Genomic DNA, 26627 nt, shown 5'->3' on the forward strand with positions numbered 1-26627 from the left:
ATCCCTGATGGCCGGATTACCCAGCCAGAATTACTTTTTCTTAACCGGACGACGCCAGCCTTCTTTTTGTGCCTGCGGCACACGGCTGATTGCCAGGGCATTTTCACCAACATTGCGCGTTACAGTAGTACCCGCAGCAATGGTCGCGCCTTTACCAACCGTTACCGGTGCAACAAGTTGGGTGTCAGAACCGACAAATACATCGTCGCCAATAATGGTTTTAAATTTATTCGCACCGTCGTAGTTGCAGGTAATGGTTCCCGCGCCGATGTTAACGTTATCGCCGATTTCCGCATCGCCCAGGTAAGTCAGATGACCGGCTTTCGAGCCTTTACCCAAACGCGCTTTTTTCATCTCAACGAAGTTACCGACGTGTGCGCCTTCCAGCAGCTCTGCACCGGGGCGCAGACGGGCAAACGGGCCAATGGTACAGGCCGCAGCCAGATTCGCGTCTTCCACCACGGTATATGGGCTGATTTCGCAATCATCACCAATCACGCTGTTTTTAATCACGCAACCAGTGCCAATTTTCACGCGATTGCCGAGAGTAACATTACCCTCGATGATAACGTTAGTATCAATTTCAACATCGCGCCCGTGAGTAAGTGTACCGCGCAGATCAAAACGCGCCGGATCGCGCAGCATAACTCCCGCCAGCAGCAGTTTTTCTGCCTGTTCGGACTGATAAACGCGCTCCAGACGGGAGAGTTGCAGACGGTTATTTACACCTTCAACTTCGCTTAAACGCTGCGGATGTACAGCGACAATTTCACGCCCTTCCTGATACGCCAGCGCAATAATATCGGTAATGTAGTACTCGCCCTGTGCATTATTATTGGTCAGCTTCGCCAGCCAGCGTTTCATATCTGCACCGTTGGCGATCAGAATACCGGTGTTGATCTCCTGGATTTGACGCTGCTCGTCGGTAGCATCTTTATGCTCAACAATGCCGGTAACTTTGCCATTCTCACGGGTAATGCGGCCATAACCGGTCGGGTCATCCAGTTTCACTGTCAGCAGACCAATGCCACCCTGCGGTTTTGCATCACGCAGGCGCTGGAGTGTTTCGACCGAGATCAGCGGTACATCGCCGTAGAGCATTAAAATGTCTTCATCATCGGCAAAGAAAGGTGCGGCCTGCTGCATTGCATGACCAGTACCCAACTGCTCAGCCTGAAGCACCCAGTTCAGATTGTCATCTTTCAACGACTGTTTAAGCAGATCGCCGCCGTGACCGTAAACCAGGTGAACGTGCGCTGCGCCTAATTCATTCGCAGCATCAATGACATGCTGAACCATCGCTTTCCCGGCAAGGGTATGCAGCACTTTTGGAATATCGGAATACATGCGAGTGCCTTTGCCTGCTGCAAGGATCACTACGCTCATAGCATTATTCAACATACGCGTCCTGACTGTGATTTGAGAACGAATTTAAACCGCTTCACCTTGAAAAAACTACATTTTTTTCATCGTGAAATGGACAGAGGATAAATTGTGCAATAAAGGATTATCCCTACTGACGAAAACACCATTTTCGACCATTGGCGCGCCTTTTGTCTGCATAAAAGTAAGGTAGCACCTTCATTTAAGTGTCTACATGATGTTTTTGCTCTTATTTCGATCAATGAATAAACGAGAAAACCAGCAAAGAATTTCGCTGGTTTATATAAAAAGTGTTAATCGCGGAACATGAATGATCACAGCACAAATCCTGCTGTACTACTATCCAGATGAAAATATGCGCGGCGCACGCAATAAAAAAGCCAGCCTGTTTCCAGACTGGCTTTCGTGCTTTTCAAGCCGGTGTTACATCGCTTTTTTGGTCAACTCGATAACGCGCAGCTGCGCGATCGCTTTGGCCAGTTCCGCAGACGCCTGAGCGTAATCTACGTCGCCGTGAGAGCTGCTAATGTGCTCTTCAGCCTTACGTTTCGCTTCCATGGCTCGCGCTTCGTCGAGATCCTGGCCGCGAATTGCGGTGTCGGCCAGAACGGTCACGTTGCCAGGCTGCACTTCAAGAATGCCGCCAGACAGATAGATAAACTCTTCGTGACCGTGCTGTTTCACGATGCGAATCATACCAGGCTTAATGGCGGTGAGCAGCGGTGCGTGCCCTGGGTAGATCCCCAGTTCACCTTCGCTACCCGTTACCTGGATTTTCTCGACCAGACCAGAGAACATTTGTTGCTCTGCGCTGACGACGTCCAGGTGGTAAGTCATTGCCATATCACCCTCCGATTAAGGCGTTAAAGTTTTTTGGCTTTTTCCACTGCTTCTTCGATGGAACCGACCATGTAGAACGCCTGCTCCGGCAGGTGATCGTATTCGCCTTCCATGATGCCTTTAAAGCCACGGATGGTGTCTTTCAGGGAGACGTATTTACCCGGAGAACCGGTGAATACTTCTGCCACGAAGAACGGCTGGGACAGGAAACGCTGGATCTTACGAGCGCGCGCTACCACCAGTTTGTCTTCTTCAGACAGTTCATCCATACCCAGGATGGCGATGATGTCTTTCAGTTCCTGATAACGTTGCAGGATGGACTGAACGCCACGAGCGGTGTCGTAGTGTTCCTGACCAACCACCAGCGGGTCCAGCTGACGGCTGGTGGAGTCCAGCGGGTCAACTGCCGGGTAGATACCCAGAGACGCGATCTGACGGCTCAGTACCACGGTTGCGTCAAGGTGCGCAAAGGTGGTTGCCGGAGACGGGTCAGTCAAGTCATCCGCAGGTACGTATACCGCCTGTACAGAGGTGATAGAACCGGTTTTGGTGGAGGTGATACGTTCCTGCAGAACGCCCATCTCTTCCGCCAGAGTTGGCTGATAACCTACCGCTGAAGGCATACGACCCAGCAGTGCGGATACTTCCGTACCGGCCAGGGTGTAACGATAGATGTTGTCAACGAACAGCAGTACGTCACGACCTTCGTCACGGAATTTCTCAGCCATGGTCAGACCGGTCAGAGCAACGCGCAGACGGTTTCCCGGCGGCTCGTTCATCTGGCCATACACCAGGGATACTTTGTCGATAACGTTGGAGTCGGTCATTTCGTGGTAGAAGTCGTTACCCTCACGAGTACGTTCACCTACGCCCGCAAACACAGAGTAACCGGAGTGCTCGATCGCGATGTTACGAATGAGCTCCATCATGTTTACGGTTTTACCTACACCCGCACCACCGAACAGACCAACTTTACCGCCCTTAGCAAACGGACACATCAGGTCGATAACTTTGATACCGGTTTCCAGCAGTTCCTGAGAGTTTGACAGCTCTTCGTAGGAAGGTGCTGCACGGTGAATCGCCCAACGCTCTTCTTCACCGATCTCGCCTTTCATGTCGACCGGTTCACCCAGTACGTTCATGATACGACCCAGAGTCGCTTTACCTACCGGGACTTCGATCGGGTGTTCGAGGTCTTTTACATCCAGACCGCGACGCAGACCGTCGGAAGAACCCATTGCGATGGTACGCACGATACCGCCGCCGAGCTGCTGCTGAACTTCCAGCACCAGACGCTCATTACCATTTTGCACCTCAAGAGCATCGTACACGCGCGGTACGGCATCCTGAGGGAATTCGACGTCAACTACGGCGCCGATTACCTGGACAATCTTTCCAGTAGCCATCTTAAATCCTCTACGAAATAACCTGTTTAAACCGCGGCGGCCCCCGAGACGATCTCGGTGAGTTCCTGAGTAATGCTGGCCTGACGAGCTTTGTTGTATACCAACTGCAGCTCTTTAATCAGGCTGCCGCCATTGTCGGTCGCGGCTTTCATCGCCACCATACGGGCGGCCTGCTCGCTGGCCAGGTTTTCAACCACGCCCTGATAAACCTGAGATTCGACATAACGACGCAGCAGGGTATCCAGCAACGCCTTCGGATCGGGTTCGTACAGGTAATCCCAGGATTTATGTTTCAGATCATCATCATCTGATGCCGGTAACGGCAGCAGCTGGCTGATGGTCGGAACCTGAGACATGGTGTTAATAAATTTGTTGCTGACAATGTAAAGCTTGTCCAGACGGCCTTCGTCGTAGGCCTGCAACATCACTTTTACCGGACCGATCAGTTCGGACAGGGAAGGGTTATCCCCCATGCCGGTGACCTGGGCAACTACATTGCCGCCCACGGAGTTGAAGAACGACACGCCTTTCGAGCCGATCATTGCGAGGTCGCATTGAACGCCTTTGTCGGTCCAGGTCTTCATTTCCGCCAGCAGTTTTTTGAACAGGTTAATGTTCAAACCACCGCACAAACCACGGTCGGTCGACACCACCAGGTAGCCCACGCGTTTAACGTCGCGGTCTTCCAGGTAAGGGTGCTTATATTCCAGATTACCGTGTGCAAGGTGACCAATCACTTTGCGCATGGTTTCTGCATAAGGACGGCTGGCCGCCATGCGATCCTGCGATTTACGCATTTTGGAAGCGGCGACCATCTCCATCGCTTTAGTGATCTTTTGCGTGTTCTGGACGCTTGCGATCTTACTACGTATCTCTTTTGCGCCGGCCATGAGCTTCTCCTCAATGCCTTGCGGCCTGCCCTAAGGCAAGCCGCCAGACGTTACCAGGATTGGGTTGCTTTGAAGGAATCGAGGATGCCTTTCAGCTTGCCTTCGATTTCGTCGTTGTAGCCACCGGTCTGGTTGATCTCTTGCATCAACGGAGCGTGATCACGGTCGACGTAAGCCAGCAGCGCGGCTTCGAAGCTGCCGATTTTCGACAGTTCAACATCCGCCAGGTAACCACGTTCTGCTGCAAACAGAACCAGAGACTGCTGCGCAACAGACATCGGCGCATACTGTTTCTGTTTCAGCAGTTCGGTCACTTTCTGACCGTGGTCAAGCTGCTTACGTGTTGCATCGTCAAGGTCGGATGCAAACTGAGAGAACGCTGCCAGTTCACGATACTGTGCCAGAGCGGTACGGATACCACCGGACAGTTTTTTCATGATCTTGGTCTGTGCTGCACCACCAACACGGGATACGGAGATACCCGGGTTAACCGCAGGACGAATACCGGCGTTGAACAGGTTGGTTTCCAGGAAGATCTGACCATCGGTAATGGAGATTACGTTGGTCGGAACGAACGCAGAAACGTCACCCGCCTGAGTTTCGATAATCGGCAGCGCGGTCAGAGAACCGGTTTTCCCTTTCACTTCACCTTTGGTGAAGGCTTCAACGTATTCGGCGTTAACACGCGCAGCACGCTCCAGCAGACGAGAGTGGAGGTAGAATACGTCGCCCGGGAATGCTTCACGTCCTGGCGGACGACGGAGCAGCAGGGAAATCTGACGGTAAGCAACAGCCTGTTTAGACAGGTCATCGTAAATGATCAGCGCATCTTCGCCACGGTCACGGAAGTATTCGCCCATTGCGCAACCGGCATACGGTGCCAGGTATTGCAGTGCTGCGGATTCAGACGCGGTTGCTACCACAACGATGGTGTTAGCCAGTGCGCCGTGCTCTTCCAGTTTACGTACCACGTTAGAAATGGTGGACGCTTTCTGACCGATAGCGACATAGATACATTTGATACCGGAATCGCGCTGGTTGATGATGGCATCGATAGCCAGTGCGGTTTTACCGGTCTGACGGTCACCGATGATCAATTCACGCTGACCACGACCGATTGGGATCATGGAGTCAACGGCTTTATAACCGGTCTGTACCGGCTGATCTACGGACTGACGTTCGATAACGCCCGGAGCGATTGCTTCTACAGCAGAGAAGCCATCGTGATCCAGAGGACCTTTACCGTCGATTGGCGCACCCAGAGTGTTAACCACACGACCCAGCAGGCCACGGCCAACCGGAACTTCCAGGATACGACCAGTACACTTAACTTTCATGCCTTCGGCAAGGTCAGCGTACGGACCCATAACTACCGCACCTACAGAGTCGCGCTCGAGGTTCAGTGCGATAGCGTAACGGTTACCCGGCAGGGAGATCATTTCACCCTGCATACAATCGGCCAGGCCGTGGATGCGGATAACACCGTCACTTACAGAAACAATAGTACCTTCGTTGTGAGCTTCACTCACAACATTGAACTGAGCAATGCGCTGCTTGATCAGTTCGCTGATTTCGGTGGAATTCAGTTGCATGCTCCAGTCCCCTTAAGACTGCAAGACGTCTGCAAGGCGCTCAAGACGACCGCGTACGCTGCCATCAATGACCATATCACCCGCTCGGATGATAACGCCTGCCATTACAGACTTATCGATTTTGCAATTCAGCTTAACTTTGCGTGACAGACGTTTTTCCATCGCAGCAGAAATTTTCGCGAGCTGTTGTTCACTCAATGCAGCAGCGGAAATGACGTCTACCTCAGCGGTAGCCTCACTCACGGCACGCAGGTGAATAAACTGCTCCAGAACATCCGGGAGCGCGTTAAGACGACCATTTTCAGCCATTACCCGAATCAGGTTCTGACCATTTTCGTCCAGTTGCTCACCACAAACTGCGATAAACGACTCGGCGAGCGTTTCTGGCGCTAGCGCGCCAGAGAGAAGCTCTGCCATCTGTTCGTTTTTGGTTACCTCGGCGGCAAACGCCAGCATGTCCTGCCAGCGTTCTACACTTTGGTGTTCGACGGCAAAGTCAAAAGCTGCTTTGGCGTAGGGGCGAGCTACCGTAATAAATTCAGACATCAGCCCCTCCCTCCTTACAGTTCAGCGACAAGTTTATCCACGATGTCGCTGTTAGCAGCTTCATCCACGGAACGTTCGATGATCTTCTCGGCGCCAGCAACAGCCAGGATAGCAACTTGCTTACGCAGCTCTTCACGGGCACGTTTACGCTCGGCTTCAATTTCCGCCTGCGCCTGAGCCACGATTTTAGTACGTTCCTGTTCTGCCTCAGCTTTCGCTTCGTCCAGAATCTGCGAGCGGCGTTTGTTCGCCTGCTCGATGATTACCTGGGCTTCCGCTTTCGCTTTTTTCAGCTGGTCGGTCGCGCTGGCCTTTGCAAGGTCAAGGTCCTTATGTGCTCGTTCTGCGGAAGCAAGGCCGTCAGCAATTTCTTTTTGACGTTTTTCGATGGCTGCCATTAATGGCGGCCATACGTACTTCATGCAGAACAGAACGAACAGGACAAACGCGATGGCCTGGCCGAGGATTGTTGCGTTAAGATTCACAGCACAATGCCTCTATTTAGTTAACGTTCTGATATTGCTCTTTAAATAAAAGCAACGCTTACTACGCGACAGCGAACATCACGTACAGACCCAGACCTACAGCGATCATCGGGATAGCATCCACCAGACCCATAACGATAAAGAACTGAGTACGCAGCAGAGGAATCAGATCAGGTTGACGCGCTGCGCCTTCCAGGAATTTACCCCCGAGGATGCCGATACCGATCGCAGCACCGATTGCCGCCAGACCCATCATCACAGCGGCAGCCATGTACAGCAGATCCATATTCAGGTTTTCCATGACAGTCTCCAGTTTGTTTCAGTTAAAACGTAGTAGTGTTGGTAAATTAATGTTCTTCAGACGCCATCGACAGATAGACGATCGTCAGAACCATGAAGATGAAGGCTTGCAGCGTAATGATCAGGATGTGGAAAATGGCCCACGGCACATTCAGGATCCACTGTGACCACCACGGCAACAGACCAGCAATCAGAATGAAAATCAGCTCACCTGCGTACATGTTACCGAACAGTCGCAAACCGAGTGAAACTGGTTTGGACAGCAGGCTTACCCCTTCAAGGATTAAGTTGACAGGGATGAACGCCCAGTGATTGAACGGCTGCAGCGTCAACTCTTTCGTGAAGCCGCCGATGCCTTTCATTTTGATGCTGTAGAACAGAATCAGGATAAATACGCCCAGTGCCATCGACAGCGTCACGTTCACGTCAGCAGACGGAACCACACGCAGTGCCGGCAAACCGATCCAGTGTTCTGCGATATACGGCAGCAGATCGATAGGCAGTAAGTCCATCAGGTTCATCAGGAATACCCAAACGAAGATCGTCAGGGCCAGCGGTGCAATCAGCTTGCTTTTGCCATGGTACATGTCTTTCACGCTACCATTAACAAAGCCGATTACCAGCTCAATCGCGGTCTGAAACTTACCTGGTACGCCGCTGGTCGCCTTTTTGGCTACGCTACGGAACATAAGCAGGAACAACAGACCCAGCACCACCGAGAAGAACATGGAGTCAATATTGATTGTCCAGAAGGTGGCTGGGGGGTTTTGTGGATCCACCAGCGAGAATGTACGCAGGTCCAGCTGAAGGTTATTCAGGTGGTGTCCTATGTAATCCTGCGGCGTCATATTTTCTGAAGCCATGATGCCTTTTACCCTTTGTTGTTAATTACAGCCGGTGCCAGTATCTGAACCACCAGCACCAAAACCCACGTAACGATCAGCGGCAAGAATACCGCCTTTAAAACCGCCAACGCCACCACCAGTAACACCAACATCGCCAGAACTTTGAAAGCTTCGCCAAATGCGAATGTCCAGGCCACCCGGCCTTTCGCTGGTGTATGCGCCTGGTGACGCCAGGCAAATATCATAAACAAAACGTTAGGCAGAAAGACTGCCAGGCCCCCGCTTAATGCAGAGACGCCCCAGAAGGGGTCTTTGAGGCTGAACAGCAATCCACTTGCTATCACCGCCAGTAACTGAACGAGCAGAAGCTTCCGAGCAACGTTTCGACTCAAGAGCGACACAGACATCACGTTTTTCACTCCTGCTCCCTTCGAGGTATGCCGCGTGTCGTATAAAACTTTCTTTAAGGCTTAGAGTCAAGCATCAAAAAGCGGTCAAATTATACGGTGCGCCCCCGTGATTTCAAACAATAAGTAGCCAAAAGGTGAATAAATGTTTAAATATTTTTCCAGTGCATACAATTGCGACTTTTCTGCTAACCATGCCAGATCATGAAAAACTGTAAATAACGCGTAAACACTGGTGGTAAAGAGTGCTTCAGATCACAGATTGAGCATGTTCGCGCACAGCATATTTATTTACTTGGCAAATGATGCCATTGCAAGTTTCTGATATTTCAGTCTAAAAACAGATACTGTTTTCATAAATGGCATTTACATAACAAAAACCAGGCATTGACATTCTTAATAATATTTTAACAGCGAATTATGGTTCTTAGCGCCGATTTTTAGCAGACTGATATTTTCACCGATGACTTATTTCCTGCTTACCCAAAAAAGCCACGTTAGATCATTGATGCAAAATGGTAAATGTGGCGTTAAATGTAACCAGTTATATCAGTAGAAAACCTGGTTGTTGTTAACAGTCAAACCGATAAATTTTTTATGATTTTTTTGATAAAAATTAAATTTTATTTGCTTTAATCACAACCAAATGGCGTTCGCCATCCAGAGTCGGAACCTGAAGTTTAACCACTGATTCAACCTGATATTCTGCAGGCAATAGGGCTATTTCATCTTCCGGCATTTGTCCTTTCAGCGCATAGAAGCGGCCTTGCTCACCTGGAAGATGGTGGCACCAGCTCACCATATCGTTCAGAGAGGCAAAAGCACGGCTAATTACACCATCAAACGGTGGCTCTGACGGAAACTCTTCTACCCTACTCTGTACCGGCTCAATGTTCTCAAGTTTCAATTCATGTTGAACCTGACGCAGGAAACGCACGCGTTTACCGAGGCTATCCAGTAGTGTGAAGTGAGCGTCAGGGCGTACGATAGAGAGAGGAATGCCGGGCAGCCCCGGGCCGGTGCCGACATCAATAAAACGTTCACCTTGCAGATAAGATGCAACGACAATGCTGTCGAGAATATGGCGTACCAGCATCTCATTTGGATCGCGCACCGAAGTCAGGTTGTACGCTTTGTTCCATTTGTGCAGCATATTTACGTAGGCAATGAGCTGATTTTTCTGGTGATCGGTAAGCGAAATTCCTGCGTCTTTCAGCAGTGAAGAGAGTTTATTGAGCACGGTGATTACCTGTTCTTGATACGTTGCCAGGTAAGCGGGTGCTTACCTGGCATTTTTAATGCGTTATGCGCTACGACGCAGCATACCCTGTTTTTTCAGCCATACCAGCAGAATGGAGATAGCCGCAGGCGTGACGCCAGAAATACGCGAAGCCTGACCGATAGAGGCCGGTTTGTGATCGTTGAGTTTGGCGATCACTTCGTTAGAAAGACCGGATACCTGGCGGTAATCCAGCGTCGCAGGCAGCAAGGTATTCTCGTTACGCAGCTGCTTTTCGATCTCATCCTGCTGACGCGCAATATAACCTTCGTATTTAACCTGAATCTCAACCTGTTCCGCCGCCTGTTCGTCTGTCAACGCAGGAGAAAACGGCGTCAGTGTAGTTAATTTGTCATAGGTCATTTCCGGACGACGCAGCAGATCTTCACCACTGGCTTCACGGGAAAGCGGTGCAGTCAGGTGAGCATTCACTTCGGCTGCAGCTTCCGCAGACGGCGTTACCCAGGTCGATTTCAGACGCTGACGCTCACGCTCGATGTTCTCAAGCTTCTCGTTAAAGCGCGCCCAACGTTCATCATCAACCAGCCCCAGCTCACGACCAATTTCAGTCAGACGCAGGTCTGCGTTATCTTCACGCAGCATCAGTCGATATTCTGCGCGCGAGGTAAACATACGGTACGGTTCTTTGGTTCCTAAAGTGCACAGGTCATCGACCAGTACGCCAAGGTAAGCCTGGGATCGCGCAGGCGCCCAGCCTTCTTTGTCAGCAGACAGGCGAGCGGCGTTAAGACCGGCCAGCAAACCTTGCGCTGCAGCTTCTTCGTAACCGGTAGTGCCGTTAATCTGACCAGCAAAGAACAGCCCCTGAATAAACTTGCTTTCCAGCGTCGGTTTCAGGTCGCGCGGATCGAAAAAGTCATACTCAATGGCATAACCCGGACGCACGATTTTCGCGTTTTCCATCCCCTGCATGGAGCGGACGATTTGCATCTGCACATCGAACGGCAGGCTGGTGGATATGCCGTTCGGATAAATTTCGTTCGAGGTTAGCCCTTCCGGCTCAAGGAAGATCTGATGCTGATTTCTGTCAGCGAAGCGCATGACCTTGTCTTCGATCGACGGACAGTAGCGTGGGCCGACACCTTCGATCACTCCGGCATACATCGGACTACGATCGAGGTTACTGCGGATCACATCATGCGTTTTCTCGTTGGTATGGGTGATATAGCACGGCACCTGCTGTGGATGCTGCGCTGCGTTGCCCATAAACGAGAACACCGGCATTGGGTTATCGCCATGCTGTTGCGCCAGCACACTGAAATCGATGGTGCGCGCGTCAATACGCGGCGGCGTACCGGTTTTCAGACGACCAACGCGCAGTGGAAGTTCACGCAAACGGCGTGAGAGCGGAATGGAAGGCGGATCTCCAGCACGACCACCACTGTAATTATCCAGGCCGATATGAATCTTACCGTCAAGAAAAGTGCCGACAGTAAGCACGACTGCTTTAGCACGGAATTTCAGCCCCATTTGGGTGACAGCACCGACCACACGATCGTTTTCGACAATAAGATCCTCAACCGCCTGCTGGAAGATCATCAGGTTCGGTTGATTCTCAAGAGCAGTGCGTACTGCCTGACGGTAGAGCACACGATCCGCCTGTGCTCGGGTTGCACGAACCGCCGGCCCTTTGCTGGCGTTTAGTATCCTAAACTGAATACCCGCCTGGTCGATCGCTTTTGCCATCAGACCGCCGAGTGCATCCACTTCTTTTACCAGATGTCCCTTCCCAATACCGCCGATTGCCGGGTTGCAGCTCATCTGCCCCAGGGTGTCGATATTGTGTGTCAAAAGCAGAGTCTGTTGACCCATACGCGCCGCAGCCATCGCGGCCTCGGTGCCTGCATGACCCCCGCCAATGATGATGACGTCAAAAGGATCCGGATAAAACATGGTGATTGCCTCGCATAACGCGGTATGAAAATGGATTGAAGCCCGGGCCGTGGATTCTACTCAACTTTGACGGCTTGAGAAAGACCTGGGATCCTGGGTATTAAAAAGAAGATCTATTTATTTAGAGATCTGTTCTATTGTGATCTCTTATTAGGATCGCACTGCCCTGTGGATAACAAGGATCCGACTTTTAAGATCAACAACCTGGAAAGGATCATTAACTGTGAATGATCGGTGATCCTGGGCCGTATAAGCTGGGATCAGAATGAGGGGTTATGCACAACTCAAAAACTGAACAACAGTTGTTCTTTGGATAACTACCGGTTGATCCAAGCTTCCTGACAGAGTTATCCACAGTAGATCGCACGATCTGTATACTTATTTGAGTAAATTAATCCACGATCCCAGCCATTCTTCTGCCGGATCTTCCGGAATGTCGTGATCAAGGATGTTGATCTTCAGTGTTTCGCCCATCTGTTTCGCACCGGAATTTTTGAGTTCTGCCTCGAGTTTATCGATCGCACCACAAAAAGTGTCGTATTCACGACTGCCAATACCGATTGCGCCAAAGCGTACCGCAGAAAGATCGGGTTTTTGTTCCAGCAACGCTTCATAGAAAGGAGAAAGGTTGTCCGGAATGTCTCCGGCACCGTGGGTGGAACTGATAACCAGCCAGATCCCCGAAGCAGATAAATCTTCCAACAGCGGACCGTGCAGCGTTTCGGTGGTAAAACCCGCCTCTTCCAGCTTTTCAGCCAGGTGTTCTGCTACATATTCGGCACCGCCGAGGGTGCTGCCGCTGATAAGAGTGATATCTGCCATAAACCGCCACCTTTATTAAGAGTGGCGTATTGTACGCTGTGAACGCGCTGGGATCTACCTGTGGAAAAGTATGGGATTAAAAAAGCCGATCATGGCTTGATAGTACGCATGATCGGGTTCTGCAGGACGATCAGTGTTTCAGTGGACTGAATTTCATCAATTGTTTGGATCTTGTTGATAAGTACATGCTGGAGGGCATCGATCGAACGGCACATCACTTTGATAAAGATGCTGTAGTGCCCGGTGGTGTAGTAGGCTTCGGTGACTTCGTCGAGGCTTTCCAGTTTTGCCAGAGCGGAAGGATAGTCTTTGGCACTCTTCAATATAATGCCGATAAAGCAACCTACATCATAACCGAGCTGTTTCGGGCTAACGTCGATACGCGCACCGGTAATGATCCCCGCCTGCTTCATTTTCTCTACACGAACGTGAATCGTCCCCGGGCTGACGCCAAATTGTTTCGCCAGTTCAGCGTAAGCGGTGCGCGCATTGCCCATTAATGCTTCCAGGATGCCACGGTCCAGATTGTCGATTAGATAATTTTCCATAGGATTTTCTTATTTATATTGATGATTCATTCTATTTTAGCCTTATTTTTTAATGAATCAAAAGTGAGTAAGGCTTTTTATTGAATGATTATTGCATGTGTGCTGGTTTTTGTTGCTTAATCATAAGCAACAGGACGCAGGAGTATAAAAAATGAAAACCGCTTACATTGCCAAACAACGTCAAATTAGCTTCGTGAAATCTCACTTTTCTCGTCAACTGGAAGAACGCTTAGGACTGATTGAAGTCCAGGCGCCAATCCTTAGTCGTGTGGGGGATGGCACGCAGGATAACTTGTCGGGCTGTGAAAAAGCGGTGCAGGTAAAAGTGAAAGCTCTGCCTGATGCCCAGTTCGAAGTGGTTCATTCACTGGCGAAGTGGAAACGTCAGACGTTAGGGCAACACGACTTCAGCGTGGGCGAAGGGCTGTACACGCACATGAAAGCCCTTCGCCCCGATGAAGACCGTCTTTCCCCGCTGCACTCGGTTTATGTTGACCAGTGGGACTGGGAACGCGTAATGGGCGACGGCGAGCGTCAATTCTCGACTCTGAAAAGTACTGTAGAGGCGATCTGGGCGGGAATTAAAGCAACCGAAGCTGCTGTTAGCGAGGAGTTTGGCCTGGCACCGTTCCTGCCGGATCAGATCCACTTCGTACACAGCCAGGAATTACTGTCTCGTTATCCGGATCTTGATGCCAAAGGGCGTGAACGGGCGATTGCGAAAGATCTTGGCGCGGTATTCCTCGTTGGGATTGGCGGCAAGCTGAGTGATGGTCATCGCCACGACGTGCGTGCACCGGATTATGATGACTGGAGCACTCCGTCAGAACTGGGCCATGCAGGTCTGAACGGCGATATTCTGGTGTGGAACCCGGTGCTGGAAGATGCGTTTGAACTTTCTTCTATGGGGATCCGCGTGGATGCCGATACGCTGAAGCACCAACTGGCGCTAACTGGTGATGAAGATCGTCTGCAACTAGAGTGGCATCAGGCGCTGCTGCGCGGTGAAATGCCGCAGACTATCGGCGGCGGTATCGGCCAGTCTCGTTTGACCATGCTGCTGCTGCAACTGCCGCATATCGGCCAGGTTCAGTGTGGCGTTTGGCCTGCGGCAGTTCGTGAGAGCGTCCCTTCTCTGCTGTAATAATTTATCGCCGCCAGCGTCTCAGCAGGCGGCTACGCATCCCGGTATCAAAGCGCCAGATATGATCGAAAATGCGCATGATGCCGGGTTTGCCGTGTGCCGACATCGCCACGGCATGAAAACGATGCTGATGTACCCGCTGCAACTCTTTCACTTTACTCGTCACGTCGTCAGGCAACCGCTGGGCGATAAAATCAGAAATCACCACCGCATCGGCGTCAAACCATTCCCGACTTTGCAAGCGTTCCATAGTGGCGCGAAAACAACTGGCAAGATCGGTGCCGCCACGAAACTGCTGACTTAAAAAGCGAATCGCTTGTTCGATGCCTTGTGAGCCTGAAAGCTCATAACGGACGATCTCAGTGGAAAATAACATAATAAAGCAGCGCCGGTTTTCAGCGAGGGCAATGCGCATTAATGCCAGGCAGAACGCTTTCGCACACTGTTCATTAAAGCCGCCCATTGAGCCAGAAGTATCCACGCAGATAATAAACGGTCCGCGCGGCTGTTCGTCGTAATCTTTATGTACCACCGGGCGTTCGATAACTTTTTCACGCCACGACTCACCGTGCAGGCGATAGGTGAGTAACTGCTTTTCCACCAGCCGACGGTAAAATTCATACTCCAGTTCAGTTATCCCAAGCGTCGCCAGTTCTGGCGGTAGAAGGCGTAAAATATCATCGCTTTGTTGCAGACCATCAACCTGCTCAGGAACGGTCGCCGGTTCGCGCACCATGGTGCGGAAGGTTTCCATCTGCGCATCGTTGCGGGGTATTGATTTGGCTTCCCGCGAACGCCCCAGCTGTTCCGCCAGGCGCTTCAGTTCCGGCTGTTCGTTAAGAAATTCACCGTATTTTACAATTAACTGATAGTCGCCGCGTTTAAGCTGACCGGCGCTCATATCCCACAGACGACCGGCTGCGGTGTTGTTTTCTGCCAGAATCGGTTCAAGCTGCCCACTTAGCGTCATGCGTTCCTGAACTTCACTCAACAGTTGTTCGCGTTCTTCTTCTAATAACTGTTGATTTAACGTCGTCGCTTGCACTATCAGACTTAAGCGCCAACGCTGGAGAAAAAGCGTGTGTAATGCTGGAGTGATCGTGCTGTTGGCATCAACCAACTGCTGGGCTTGTTCGGCCCACGGGGAATTCAGTCGATGCAGTAAATCCAGTATCTGCGGTAGTTGCACAATAAATTGCGGCGTGGAAAGAAGCTGGCTTTGCTGATAGCACATGACCTCTTCCGTGAGCTCCTGCGGAACTCTGGCATCTTTCAGCCGACTGCGCAGCACCTCGCGCCAGCGGGGAATATCATCAGTGATTGCCGCCTTCAGTCGTGGGAATTTTTCAAAGAAGACCGCCAACTGCGGCGAGGCCAACAGAGCGATGATCATCTCTTCGATCAATCCCTCTTCGCTGACGGCCAGCATCACATTGAGCGTATCCAGTGTTAGCATTGTTGCGCCTGGCGAATCTGGGTGCCGACATCCTGTAGGCTGGCTTCAATGCGACCTAACCAGTCGCTATGGATAAACAGACATTTTTGCTGTTCGCTGAATAAGGCGTGTTGCTTGCGCCAGTCGCTTTCAAGATCTTCTAGTTGTTGTTTTATTTCGCTGGGTAGCCCCTCTGCCGATGCGCCGGGCAGCGCCAGAGTCGCCTCCTGCAAACTCACATCGCGTACCACCAGATGTTGGGCGCTATCAACTTCCATATTTAGCTTCTGGGCAAAACCGATACCATTTAATTTGCCGCGAATCTCGCCGCCTTTGTTCAGCCACAGTTCCAGCGCGCTACGCTCAAAAGCGATATGAACAACTTCCATATCATGCAATTTTAATGGTTTTTGCAGCAACAGGGTCAGTGTGGAGGCGGTTATGTTGGCTGGAAGTTGATACTGCGGGCGACGGCTGAACATGCCACCCTGACGAATCACCGTAAAGGCTGTTTTATCGCTTTGTTGTTGCTGAAGTTGCAGGCGACGCTGCACAATTGCGCTCAGTCGCGTCAGCATTTCCTGTTGCTGCCACGCATGACTGGTCATCAATACGTCAATTTGTTGTTGAATTAAATTCAGACTTTGGGCGTCATACCACAGGCAATCTTTCAGCAAGATGAGATCAATCGGGGCAACCGCGCTGCGACCGCTAAAAAAGGCGCTGGCCTGCAATAAGCGGATCGCTTTTTTCCAGCGACGGTCGGAGACATAAGGCGCATCCGGTAATTTATCCAGTTGCTGACGCAGCATAAAAATCAGCTCAAATACATGATCGGGCAGCGTAATTTCACCAATCTCTTTCTGCCAGCGTTCGTATTCTTCATCCGTGACCTGCAAGGATGGCGGAACGGGATTGTCGTTTTCATCCTGTTGGCTGGTCAGCATGGAGCGAAAATTCGTTTTATCCTGCACTTTATCTAACCACAGACGAATCAGCATACGGTCATATAACGCTTCCAGGCTGCTGTCTGCTTCTGGCAGTTCGTTGGATGCTGCCACCAGCAGACGCATAGGGATTTTTTCAACATGTGCGCCGTTGCGGAAGTGGCGTTCATTAATAGCGGTTAGTAGGGTATTAAGAATCGCTGGCCCGGCTTTCCAGATCTCATCAAGAAAGACGATTTCCGCTTCCGGCAGGTAGCCGCTGGTTAAACGCTCATAACGACCTTCATCTTTTAACGCCTGAATAGAAAGGGGGCCAAAAACTTCTTCCGGTGTGGAGAAGCGGGTCATCAGATATTCAAACGCGCGCGCATTCTGGAAAGCGAATTTTAAGCGCCGGGCGATTAAACTTTTAGCAATACCTGGCGGGCCAAGCAGGAATACGCTTTCACCACTTAATGCCGCTAACAAACACAGGCGGATGGCGTGGCTACGTTCATAAAGCCCTTTTTCCAGCGAACTGCTCAGACGGGAAATTCTTTCCGCTAATAAATGAGGGTGAGCCATAATGAAGTGGCGTCCTTTCGTCAAAAGTTCTGCGTAAACTGCGAGTATAGACGTTTCTTGCTGGTGGCAAAAATAGTCTCAAAGGAGGGCTATTTTTCTTTGAGCCAGGTTAATGTGGCCGCATTTAGGAGTACGATTTTGCCGTTAATCGTGCATACTGTGCGCTTTTTTGTGGGCCAAGGGACTACGCACACATTTCATATTTCAACGAAAGACTAGTCTATGAGCACTGATAATAAGCAATCGTTGCCCGCGATTACCCTCGCGGCGATTGGAGTTGTCTACGGCGATATTGGTACCAGCCCGTTATATACACTTCGTGAATGTTTGTCCGGCCAGTTTGGTTTTGGCGTTGAACGCGATGCCGTGTTTGGTTTTTTATCGCTGATCTTCTGGCTGCTAATCTTTGTGGTTTCCATAAAATATCTCACCTTCGTCATGCGTGCAGATAACGCCGGTGAAGGGGGGATCCTGACGTTGATGTCGCTTGCCGGGCGCAATACGTCGGCGCGAACGACGTCAATGCTGGTGATTATGGGGCTAATCGGCGGCAGTTTCTTCTATGGTGAAGTTGTCATAACGCCTGCCATTTCGGTGATGTCCGCTATAGAAGGTCTGGAAATCGTCGCTCCGCAGCTGGACACCTGGATAGTTCCCCTCTCAATCATCGTTCTCACTTTACTGTTTATGATTCAAAAACATGGCACTGCTATGGTCGGTAAGCTTTTTGCGCCTATCATGCTTACCTGGTTTTTGATTCTGGCAGGGCTGGGGTTACGTAGCATTATTGCCAACCCGGAAGTGTTACATGCGCTGAATCCGATGTGGGCGGTGCATTTCTTCCTTGAATATAAAACCGTTTCCTTTATTGCGTTAGGCGCGGTGGTACTGTCGATTACCGGTGTCGAGGCGCTGTATGCCGATATGGGGCACTTTGGTAAGTTCCCTATTCGCCTGGCGTGGTTCACCGTCGTATTGCCGTCTTTGACCCTTAACTACTTTGGGCAGGGGGCGCTGCTGTTAAAACACCCGGAAGCGATTAAGAACCCGTTTTTCCTGTTGGCTCCGGACTGGGCGCTGATCCCGCTACTGATAATCGCCGCATTGGCAACGGTGATTGCCTCGCAGGCGGTTATCTCAGGTGTCTTCTCATTGACGCGTCAGGCGGTACGTCTGGGATATCTGTCACCGATGCGCATCATTCACACTTCAGAAATGGAGTCAGGGCAAATCTACATTCCGTTTGTGAACTGGATGCTCTATGTCGCAGTCGTGATTGTCATTGTCAGCTTTGAGCACTCCAGCAACCTGGCGGCGGCGTACGGGATTGCGGTGACCGGAACGATGGTACTGACGTCTATTCTTTCAACTACCGTGGCGCGTCAGAACTGGCACTGGAATAAGTATTTTGTTGCGCTGATCCTGATTGCTTTCCTGTGTGTCGATATCCCTCTGTTTACCGCTAACCTCGATAAACTGCTTTCCGGCGGTTGGTTGCCTCTGAGCCTCGGCACGGTGATGTTTATCGTGATGACGACCTGGAAGAGCGAGCGTTTCCGCCTGCTGCGTCGGATGCACGAACATGGTAACTCTCTGGAAGCGATGATTGCTTCACTGGAGAAATCACCGCCTGTTCGCGTTCCCGGAACCGCTGTGTATATGTCGCGTGCAATTAATGTCATTCCCTTTGCGTTGATGCATAACCTTAAACATAACAAGGTGTTGCATGAGCGGGTTATTCTGTTAACTCTGCGTACTGAAGACGCTCCATATGTCCATAACGTCCGTCGGGTACAGATTGAACAATTGTCGCCCACTTTCTGGCGCGTGGTGGCAAGTTATGGTTGGCGAGAAACGCCAAACGTGGAAGAAGTTTTCCACCGTTGCGGTCTGGAAGGGTTAAGTTGCCGGATGATGGAAACCTCTTTCTTTATGTCGCATGAGTCGTTAATCCTCGGCAAACGCCCGTGGTACTTGCGTCTGCGTGGCAAGCTATACTTGCTGTTGCAACGTAATGCGCTGCGCGCGCCAGATCAGTTTGAAATTCCACCAAACAGGGTTATCGAACTGGGTACTCAGGTCGAAATCTAACTCCAGACGCCTCCTTTCTCCATAAGGGGGCGTTTTTGTTTTCATGGTTACTCACGATGTAAAACGTTTCGATGTTGATCACATTTCCGTAACGTCGTGATGGTTTTCCTTAATCAGTCGGGATTAAACTGCGGGTCAGCGAAACGTTTCGCTGATGGAGAAAAAAATGAAAAAAGGCGCCGTTCTTAATTCTGATATTTCGTCGGTGATCTCCCGCCTGGGGCATACCGATACGCTGGTGGTGTGTGATGCTGGTTTACCCATCCCTAAAACGACAACGCGTATCGATATGGCATTAACCCAGGGTGTACCTTCTTTTATGCAGGTGCTGGGCGTCGTCACAAGTGAAATGCAGGTCGAGGCAGCCATTATCGCGGAAGAGATCAAACAACATAATCCGCAACTCCACGAAACGTTGCTCACTCACCTTGAGCAGCTGCAAAAACACCAGGGAAACACCATTGAAATTCGTTACACCACGCATGAACAATTCAAACAACAAACCGCAGAAAGTCAGGCGGTAATTCGCAGCGGAGAATGTTCTCCGTATGCGAATATCATTCTCTGTGCTGGCGTGACGTTCTGAGGCCGCCATGGAAGCATTACTACAGCTTAAAGGCATCGATAAAGCGTTCCCGGGCGTAAAAGCTCTCTCGGGAGCCGCGTTAAATGTCTATCCCGGTCGAGTGATGGCACTGGTGGGTGAAAACGGCGCGGGTAAATCCACCATGATGAAAGTGCTGACCGGTATCTATACCCGTGATGCTGGTACGCTTTTATGGTTGGGTAAAGAGACTACTTTTACCGGGCCGAAATCCTCCCAGGAAGCCGGGATTGGGATTATCCACCAGGAACTGAACCTGATCCCGCAGTTGACCATCGCAGAAAACATTTTCCTCGGTCGTGAGTTTGTTAATCGCTTTGGCAAAATTGACTGGAAAACCATGTATGCCGAAGCGGATAAACTATTAGCCAAACTTAACCTGCGCTTTAAAAGCGACAAGCTGGTGGGCGATCTTTCTATTGGCGACCAGCAGATGGTGGAAATTGCCAAAGTGCTGAGCTTTGAGTCGAAAGTCATCATTATGGATGAACCGACCGATGCGCTGACCGATACCGAAACTGAATCCCTGTTCCGCGTTATCCGCGAACTGAAATCGCAGGGGCGCGGCATTGTTTATATTTCCCACCGCATGAAAGAAATCTTCGAGATTTGTGATGACGTTACGGTTTTTCGTGACGGGCAATTTATTGCCGAGCGCGAAGTAGCATCACTGACTGAAGATTCACTGATTGAGATGATGGTGGGGCGTAAGCTGGAAGATCAGTATCCACACCTGGACAAAGCGCCGGGGGACGTCTTACTGAAAGTCGATAATCTCTGCGGACCCGGCGTTAACGATGTCTCTTTTACTTTACGCAAAGGCGAAATTCTTGGCGTCTCTGGTTTGATGGGCGCAGGCCGTACCGAACTGATGAAAGTGCTCTACGGCGCCCTGCCGCGCACAAGCGGTTACGTCACCCTGGATGGGCATGAGGTCGTTACCCGCTCGCCGCAGGATGGCCTGGCGAATGGCATTGTGTATATCTCTGAAGACCGTAAACGCGACGGTTTAGTGCTGGGGATGTCAGTAAAAGAGAACATGTCACTGACCGCGCTACGCTACTTCAGTCGCACTGGTGGTAGCCTGAAACATGCGGATGAGCAGCAGGCGGTCAGTGATTTTATCCGTCTGTTCAACGTGAAGACGCCGTCGATGGAACAGGCAATTGGTTTGCTCTCCGGTGGCAATCAGCAAAAAGTGGCGATTGCTCGTGGCCTGATGACTCGCCCTAAAGTGTTGATCCTTGATGAGCCTACCCGTGGCGTAGATGTCGGCGCGAAAAAAGAGATCTATCAACTGATTAACCAGTTCAAAGCCGATGGCTTGAGCATCATTCTGGTGTCATCGGAGATGCCAGAAGTATTAGGCATGAGTGATCGCATCATCGTCATGCATGAAGGGCATCTCAGCGGGGAATTTACTCGTGAGCAGGCCACCCAGGAAGTGTTAATGGCTGCCGCTGTGGGCAAGCTTAATCGCGTGAATCAGGAGTAAAAAAATGACAACCCAGACTGTCTCTGGTCGCCGTTATTTCACGAAAGCGTGGCTGATGGAGCAGAAATCGCTTATCGCTCTGCTGGTGCTGATCGCGATTGTCTCGACGTTAAGCCCGAACTTTTTCACCATCAATAATTTATTCAATATTCTCCAGCAAACCTCGGTGAACGCCATTATGGCGGTTGGGATGACGCTGGTTATCCTGACGTCGGGCATCGACCTTTCCGTCGGTTCTCTGTTGGCGCTGACCGGCGCAGTTGCTGCATCTATCGTCGGCATTGAAGTCAATGCGCTGGTGGCTGTCGCAGCCGCTCTCGCCTTAGGTGCCGCAATTGGTGCGGTAACCGGGGTAATTGTGGCGAAAGGTCGCGTCCAGGCGTTCATCGCTACGCTGGTTATGATGCTTTTACTGCGCGGCGTGACCATGGTTTACACCAACGGTAGCCCGGTGAATACCGGATTTACTGAGAACGCCGATCTGTTCGGCTGGTTTGGTATTGGTCGTCCGCTGGGTGTTCCGACGCCTGTCTGGATCATGGGGATTGTCTTCCTCGCGGCCTGGTACATGCTGCATCACACGCGTCTGGGACGTTACATCTACGCGCTGGGTGGTAACGAAGCGGCAACGCGCCTTTCTGGTATCAACGTCAATAAAATCAAAATCATCGTCTATTCTCTTTGTGGTCTGCTGGCATCGCTGGCCGGGATCATTGAAGTGGCGCGCCTCTCATCCGCACAACCCACGGCGGGTACTGGCTATGAGCTGGATGCTATTGCTGCGGTGGTTCTGGGCGGTACGAGCCTGGCGGGCGGAAAAGGTCGCATTGTTGGGACGTTGATCGGCGCATTAATTCTTGGCTTCCTTAATAATGGTTTGAATTTGTTAGGTGTTTCCTCCTATTACCAGATGATCGTCAAAGCGGTGGTGATTTTGCTGGCGGTGCTGGTAGACAACAAAAAGCAGTAATAACGACTACAGGACATCTTGAATATGAACATGAAAAAACTGGCTACCCTGGTTTCTGCTGTTGCGTTAAGCGCCACCGTCAGTGCGAATGCGATGGCAAAAGACACCATTGCGCTGGTGGTTTCCACGCTCAATAACCCGTTCTTTGTTTCGCTGAAAGATGGTGCGCAGAAAGAGGCGGATAAACTCGGTTATAACCTGGTGGTGCTGGACTCCCAGAACAACCCGGCGAAAGAGCTGGCGAACGTGCAGGACTTAACCGTTCGCGGCACCAAAATTCTGCTGATTAACCCGACGGACTCCGACGCAGTAGGTAATGCTGTGAAGATGGCTAACCAGGCGAACATTCCGGTTATCACTCTTGACCGCCAGGCAACGAAAGGTGAAGTGGTGAGCCACATTGCTTCAGATAACGTACTGGGCGGAAAAATTGCCGGTGATTACATCGCGAAGAAAGCTGGCGAAGGTGCAAAAGTTATCGAACTGCAAGGCATTGCCGGTACATCCGCTGCTCGTGAACGTGGTGAAGGTTTCCAGCAGGCCGTTGCAGCTCACAAGTTTAACGTTCTCGCCAGCCAGCCGGCAGACTTCGATCGCACCAAAGGTTTGAACGTCATGCAGAACCTGCTGACCGCTCACCCGGATGTGCAGGCTGTGTTCGCGCAGAATGATGAAATGGCGCTGGGCGCACTGCGCGCGCTGCAAACTGCCGGTAAATCGGATGTGATGGTCGTCGGATTTGACGGTACACCGGATGGCGAAAAAGCGGTGAATGATGGCAAACTAGCAGCGACTATCGCTCAGCTACCCGATCAGATTGGCGCTAAAGGCGTCGAAACCGCCGATAAAGTGCTGAAAGGCGAGAAAGTTCAGGCTAAGTATCCGGTTGATCTGAAACTGGTTGTTAAGCAGTAGTTTTAATCAGGTTGTATGACCTGATGGTGACATAAATACGTCATCGACAGATGAACGTGTAATATAAAGAAAAGCAGGGCACGCGCCACCCTAACACGGTGGCGCATTTTATGGACATCCCGAATATGCAAAACGCAGGCAGCCTCGTTGTTCTTGGCAGCATTAATGCTGACCACATTCTTAATCTTCAATCTTTTCCTACTCCAGGCGAAACCGTAACCGGTAACCACTATCAAGTCGCATTCGGCGGTAAAGGCGCGAATCAGGCTGTGGCTGCAGGGCGTAGCGGTGCGAATATCGCGTTTATTGCCTGCACGGGGGATGACAGTATTGGTGAGAGTGTTCGCCAGCAGCTCGCCACTGATAACATCGATATTTCTCCGGTCAGCGTGATCAAAGGCGAATCAACAGGTGTGGCGCTGATTTTTGTTAATGGCGAAGGTGAGAATGTCATCGGTATTCATGCCGGCGCTAATGCTGCCCTTTCCCCGGCGCTGGTGGAAGCGCAACGTGAGCGTATTGCCAACGCGTCAGCATTATTAATGCAGTTGGAATCACCACTCGAAAGTGTGATGGCAGCGGCGAAAATCGCCCATCAAAATAAGACTATCGTTGCGCTTAACCCGGCTCCGGCTCGCGAACTTCCTGACGAACTGCTGGCGCTGGTGGACATTATTACGCCAAACGAAACGGAAGCAGAAAAGCTCACCGGTATTCGTGTTGCAAATGATGAAGATGCGGCGAAAGCTGCGCAGGTACTGCATGAGAAAGGTATCCGTACCGTGCTGATTACCTTAGGGAGTCGTGGCGTGTGGGCTAGCGTGAATGGTGAAGGTCAGCGCGTTCCTGGATTCCGGGTGCAGGCTGTCGATACCATTGCTGCCGGAGATACCTTTAACGGCGCGTTAATCACGGCGTTGCTGGAAGAAAAACCATTGCCTGAGGCGATTCGTTTTGCCCATGCTGCCGCTGCGATTGCCGTAACGCGCAAAGGCGCACAACCGTCAGTACCGTGGCGTGAAGAGATCGAAGCATTTTTAGACAGGCAGAGGTGACGCTTGGCCACAATGAAAGATGTTGCCCGCCTGGCGGGCGTTTCTACCTCAACAGTTTCTCATGTCATTAATAAAGATCGCTTCGTCAGTGAAGCGATTACCGCCAAAGTTGAAGCGGCGATTAAAGAACTCAATTACGCGCCATCAGCTCTGGCGCGTAGCCTCAAGCTCAATCAAACACATACCATTGGCATGTTGATCACTGCCAGTACCAATCCTTTCTATTCTGAACTGGTGCGTGGCGTTGAACGCAGTTGCTTCGAACGCGGTTATAGCCTTGTTCTGTGTAATACCGAAGGCGATGAGCAGCGAATGAATCGCAATCTGGAAACGCTGATGCAAAAGCGTGTCGATGGTTTGCTATTACTCTGTACTGAAACACACCAGCCTTCGCGTGAAATAATGCAACGTTATCCAACAATCCCTACAGTGATGATGGACTGGGCGCCGTTCGATGGCGACAGCGATCTTATTCAGGATAACTCGTTGCTGGGCGGTGATTTAGCGACGCAATATCTAATCGACAAAGGTTATACCCGAATTGCCTGTATTACCGGCCCGTTGGATAAAACGCCTGCACGTTTGCGGCTGGAAGGTTATCGGGCGGCAATGAAGCGTGCTGGCCTTGACGTTCCAGATGGTTATGAAGTCACTGGCGATTTTGAATTTAACGGCGGGTTTGACGCGATGCAGCAGTTGTTATCGCATCCGCTACGCCCACAGGCAGTGTTTACTGGAAATGACGCTATGGCAGTCGGCGTTTATCAGGCGCTATATCAGGCTGGGTTATATGTCCCGCAGGATATCGCGGTGATTGGCTATGACGATATTGAACTGGCAAGCTTTATGACGCCACCGCTTACTACAATTCATCAACCAAAAGATGAACTGGGGGAGCTGGCGATTGATGTACTCATCCACCGGATGGCACAGCCAAATCTACAGCAACAACGACTACAACTTACGCCGATTCTGATGGAGCGCGGCTCGGCTTAGATTTGCGCTTTCTTTTAATCAAATTATTACCATCAGTTGCTTTCAGAGGCATGAACACTGCTACTGAAGCAACAGTAATAATTCCCCTGAATAAGCATTGCCACCGTCAGCGTATGACTGATGATGGCAGTAGTTGCGGATAAGGTGGTATTCAGGATGGTGAGATTTAGTGTCTGTATAAAGATGACCCTTGCCGCAATGCACGGCAAACCCGCCATACTGTATTCAGCGCCCCGTTTGTTATGTTACTTATCAGGGGAGCGTAGCAGCGCCTGACAAGCTTTAAATGCAGCGTCGCCATCGCTTTGGATTATTGCATCGACAATAGCCTGGTGTAGATCCAGCTTTATCACGGTGTCGCTGGTTATTGACGTAAAGTAAGTGTGATAAACCGAATGAAATAGAGAAGCGAAAGATGTCAAAAATGGATTGGCGCTCATTTCATAAATATGTTCATGCCAGGCCATATCGACCTCAATCCAACGCTCCCGGCGGAAATGCTCTTTTAACGCCACCATTTCGGCCATTAATGTATTGAGATGCGCCTTCTGTTCTGCGGTGCCTACCGTTGCTGCCAATAAGCAGGCTTGCGGCTCTAGACAGATACGCATAACCAGAAAATGATCAATAACTTGATGAAAGTTCTCTTCAGTCATCCACCAGGTGAGCAACTCTTGATCAAGAAAATTCCAGTTGGATTGTGGCATGACACGCGTACCAATTCGTGGTCGTGGCAAAACCATTCCTTTTGCCGTTAGCGTCTTGACCGCTTCGCGTACCGCAGTACGGCTCACTCCAAATTGCTCACCCAGCTCAATTTCACCAGGCAGAATGGTGCCAGGTGCGTATTCACCTTTTAAGATCCGTTGCGCCAGCTTCTCAGCCAGGACATACGAAAGGTTTTTCTGTGCAGCTAACTGTTGTGCGCTTAATGGCATACTCATCTTCCTTATTCTTTTTTTCCTCCTTAGTATGCCACCTGGAAGTGTGATTGCGGTTGCAAAAACGGCAAATTGCTTGTTTTATGGCACACCAACAGGTGTTTTGATGAAAAAACGCGCATTCGGAAAATTATTTTAAATTTCCTCTTGTCAGCTCAGAATAACTCCCTATAATGCGCCACCACTGACACGGAACAACGGCAGACAAGCCGC

25 protein-coding genes and 2 pseudogenes are annotated in these 26627 nt (G+C 50.8%); 8 read left to right on the plus strand and 19 right to left on the minus strand.

The features are described from left to right. Positions 1–30: 30 nt before the first annotated feature. From glmU to asnC, 14 genes are all read right to left on the minus strand, one after another. On the minus strand, positions 31–1401 hold the full coding sequence (gene glmU / locus HEN21_RS11445; protein ID WP_000933710.1) for a bifunctional UDP-N-acetylglucosamine diphosphorylase/glucosamine-1-phosphate N-acetyltransferase GlmU: 1371 nt from the start codon (positions 1399–1401) through the stop codon (positions 31–33). Positions 1402–1806: 405 nt separating this feature from the next. After that, a complete protein-coding gene (locus HEN21_RS11450; RefSeq protein WP_001251965.1) occupies positions 1807–2226 on the minus strand; it encodes a F0F1 ATP synthase subunit epsilon in 420 nt (139 codons plus the stop codon). Positions 2227–2246: 20 nt separating this feature from the next. Continuing rightward, the gene (atpD, locus tag HEN21_RS11455) at positions 2247–3629 is read right to left on the minus strand and encodes a F0F1 ATP synthase subunit beta (protein WP_000190506.1); all 1383 of its coding nucleotides are present in this window, start codon (positions 3627–3629) and stop codon (positions 2247–2249) included. Positions 3630–3655: 26 nt separating this feature from the next. Next, complete coding sequence (gene atpG / locus HEN21_RS11460) at positions 3656–4519, minus strand: F0F1 ATP synthase subunit gamma (RefSeq protein WP_000896498.1); 864 nt, start codon at positions 4517–4519, stop codon at positions 3656–3658. Positions 4520–4569: 50 nt separating this feature from the next. Then, the gene (gene atpA / locus HEN21_RS11465; RefSeq protein WP_001176745.1) at positions 4570–6111 is read right to left on the minus strand and encodes a F0F1 ATP synthase subunit alpha; all 1542 of its coding nucleotides are present in this window, start codon (positions 6109–6111) and stop codon (positions 4570–4572) included. Between the two features lie 12 nt (positions 6112–6123). After that, complete coding sequence (gene atpH / locus HEN21_RS11470; protein ID WP_001288587.1) at positions 6124–6657, minus strand: F0F1 ATP synthase subunit delta; 534 nt, start codon at positions 6655–6657, stop codon at positions 6124–6126. Between the two features lie 14 nt (positions 6658–6671). After that, positions 6672–7142 carry a F0F1 ATP synthase subunit B gene (atpF, locus tag HEN21_RS11475; RefSeq protein ID WP_001052219.1) on the minus strand — a complete coding sequence of 157 codons (471 nt, stop codon included), beginning with the start codon at positions 7140–7142 and terminating at the stop codon, positions 6672–6674. A 61-nt stretch (positions 7143–7203) separates the two neighbouring features. Next, a complete protein-coding gene (gene atpE, locus HEN21_RS11480; RefSeq protein WP_000429386.1) occupies positions 7204–7443 on the minus strand; it encodes a F0F1 ATP synthase subunit C in 240 nt (79 codons plus the stop codon). Positions 7444–7489: 46 nt separating this feature from the next. Next, positions 7490–8305, minus strand: coding sequence for a F0F1 ATP synthase subunit A (gene atpB, locus HEN21_RS11485; protein ID WP_000135622.1), 816 nt, complete (start codon positions 8303–8305; stop codon positions 7490–7492). Positions 8306–8313: 8 nt separating this feature from the next. Then, positions 8314–8694 carry a F0F1 ATP synthase subunit I gene (gene atpI, locus HEN21_RS11490; protein WP_000116663.1) on the minus strand — a complete coding sequence of 127 codons (381 nt, stop codon included), beginning with the start codon at positions 8692–8694 and terminating at the stop codon, positions 8314–8316. A gap of 616 nt (positions 8695–9310) precedes the next feature. After that, positions 9311–9934, minus strand: a complete 624-nt coding sequence (gene rsmG / locus HEN21_RS11495) for a 16S rRNA (guanine(527)-N(7))-methyltransferase RsmG (RefSeq protein WP_176252193.1) — start codon at positions 9932–9934, stop codon at positions 9311–9313. Between the two features lie 63 nt (positions 9935–9997). Continuing rightward, the gene (gene mnmG, locus HEN21_RS11500) at positions 9998–11887 is read right to left on the minus strand and encodes a tRNA uridine-5-carboxymethylaminomethyl(34) synthesis enzyme MnmG (RefSeq protein ID WP_176252194.1); all 1890 of its coding nucleotides are present in this window, start codon (positions 11885–11887) and stop codon (positions 9998–10000) included. A gap of 378 nt (positions 11888–12265) precedes the next feature. Beyond that, entirely contained in the window at positions 12266–12709 is a 444-nt protein-coding gene (gene mioC / locus HEN21_RS11505) for an FMN-binding protein MioC (protein WP_000763736.1), read from the minus strand. A gap of 89 nt (positions 12710–12798) precedes the next feature. Next, positions 12799–13257 (minus strand): transcriptional regulator AsnC, encoded by a 459-nt coding sequence (gene asnC, locus HEN21_RS11510; protein WP_000432970.1) that lies wholly within the window; start codon positions 13255–13257, stop codon positions 12799–12801. Between the two features lie 151 nt (positions 13258–13408). Here asnC and asnA point away from each other — a divergent pair, with 151 nt between their 5' ends. Beyond that, positions 13409–14401, plus strand: a complete 993-nt coding sequence (gene asnA, locus HEN21_RS11515; RefSeq protein WP_000845136.1) for an aspartate--ammonia ligase — start codon at positions 13409–13411, stop codon at positions 14399–14401. 4 nt (positions 14402–14405) lie between these two features. Here the strand turns inward: asnA and viaA are convergent, their stop codons facing one another. Further along, positions 14406–15857 carry an ATPase RavA stimulator ViaA gene (viaA, locus tag HEN21_RS11520; RefSeq protein ID WP_176252195.1) on the minus strand — a complete coding sequence of 484 codons (1452 nt, stop codon included), beginning with the start codon at positions 15855–15857 and terminating at the stop codon, positions 14406–14408. Beyond that, positions 15851–17347, minus strand: coding sequence for an ATPase RavA (gene ravA, locus HEN21_RS11525; RefSeq protein ID WP_010350991.1), 1497 nt, complete (start codon positions 17345–17347; stop codon positions 15851–15853). The genes viaA and ravA overlap by 7 nt, the downstream gene beginning before the upstream one ends. 222 nt (positions 17348–17569) lie before the next feature. Here ravA and kup point away from each other — a divergent pair, with 222 nt between their 5' ends. The 7 genes from kup (at position 17570) to rbsR (ending at position 25473) form a co-directional block, all read left to right on the plus strand. Continuing rightward, complete coding sequence (gene kup, locus HEN21_RS11530) at positions 17570–19438, plus strand: low affinity potassium transporter Kup (RefSeq protein ID WP_000102310.1); 1869 nt, start codon at positions 17570–17572, stop codon at positions 19436–19438. Positions 19439–19604: 166 nt separating this feature from the next. Then, complete coding sequence (gene rbsD / locus HEN21_RS11535; RefSeq protein WP_016159916.1) at positions 19605–20024, plus strand: D-ribose pyranase; 420 nt, start codon at positions 19605–19607, stop codon at positions 20022–20024. A gap of 7 nt (positions 20025–20031) precedes the next feature. Then, a complete protein-coding gene (rbsA, locus tag HEN21_RS11540; protein WP_000387777.1) occupies positions 20032–21537 on the plus strand; it encodes a ribose ABC transporter ATP-binding protein RbsA in 1506 nt (501 codons plus the stop codon). A 4-nt stretch (positions 21538–21541) separates the two neighbouring features. Further along, the gene (gene rbsC, locus HEN21_RS11545; RefSeq protein ID WP_000211858.1) at positions 21542–22507 is read left to right on the plus strand and encodes a ribose ABC transporter permease; all 966 of its coding nucleotides are present in this window, start codon (positions 21542–21544) and stop codon (positions 22505–22507) included. A gap of 24 nt (positions 22508–22531) precedes the next feature. Then, on the plus strand, positions 22532–23422 hold the full coding sequence (rbsB, locus tag HEN21_RS11550; RefSeq protein ID WP_001056273.1) for a ribose ABC transporter substrate-binding protein RbsB: 891 nt from the start codon (positions 22532–22534) through the stop codon (positions 23420–23422). A 125-nt stretch (positions 23423–23547) separates the two neighbouring features. Beyond that, complete coding sequence (rbsK, locus tag HEN21_RS11555; protein WP_016159914.1) at positions 23548–24477, plus strand: ribokinase; 930 nt, start codon at positions 23548–23550, stop codon at positions 24475–24477. A 3-nt stretch (positions 24478–24480) separates the two neighbouring features. After that, positions 24481–25473: a ribose operon transcriptional repressor RbsR gene (rbsR, locus tag HEN21_RS11560; RefSeq protein ID WP_000224459.1), complete on the plus strand. Its 993-nt coding sequence runs from the start codon at positions 24481–24483 to the stop codon at positions 25471–25473. On the opposite strand, the pseudogene HEN21_RS23065 reads toward rbsR, so the two are convergent. The 3 genes and pseudogenes from HEN21_RS23065 to HEN21_RS11565 all read right to left on the minus strand — a co-directional run. Further along, positions 25439–25558, minus strand: a pseudogene (locus tag HEN21_RS23065) (hypothetical protein); the annotation flags it as partial. The gene rbsR and the pseudogene HEN21_RS23065 sit on opposite strands and share 35 nt — an antisense overlap. Positions 25559–25562: 4 nt before the next feature. Further along, a pseudogene (locus HEN21_RS23070) lies at positions 25563–25691 on the minus strand (hypothetical protein); the annotation flags it as partial. 27 nt (positions 25692–25718) lie between these two features. After that, positions 25719–26411 carry a FadR/GntR family transcriptional regulator gene (locus HEN21_RS11565; protein ID WP_001131157.1) on the minus strand — a complete coding sequence of 231 codons (693 nt, stop codon included), beginning with the start codon at positions 26409–26411 and terminating at the stop codon, positions 25719–25721. Positions 26412–26627: the final 216 nt, after the last annotated feature.

The sequence above is a fragment of the Escherichia sp. 93.1518 genome, from assembly GCF_013368915.2.
GTDB lineage: Bacteria > Pseudomonadota > Gammaproteobacteria > Enterobacterales > Enterobacteriaceae > Escherichia > Escherichia ruysiae.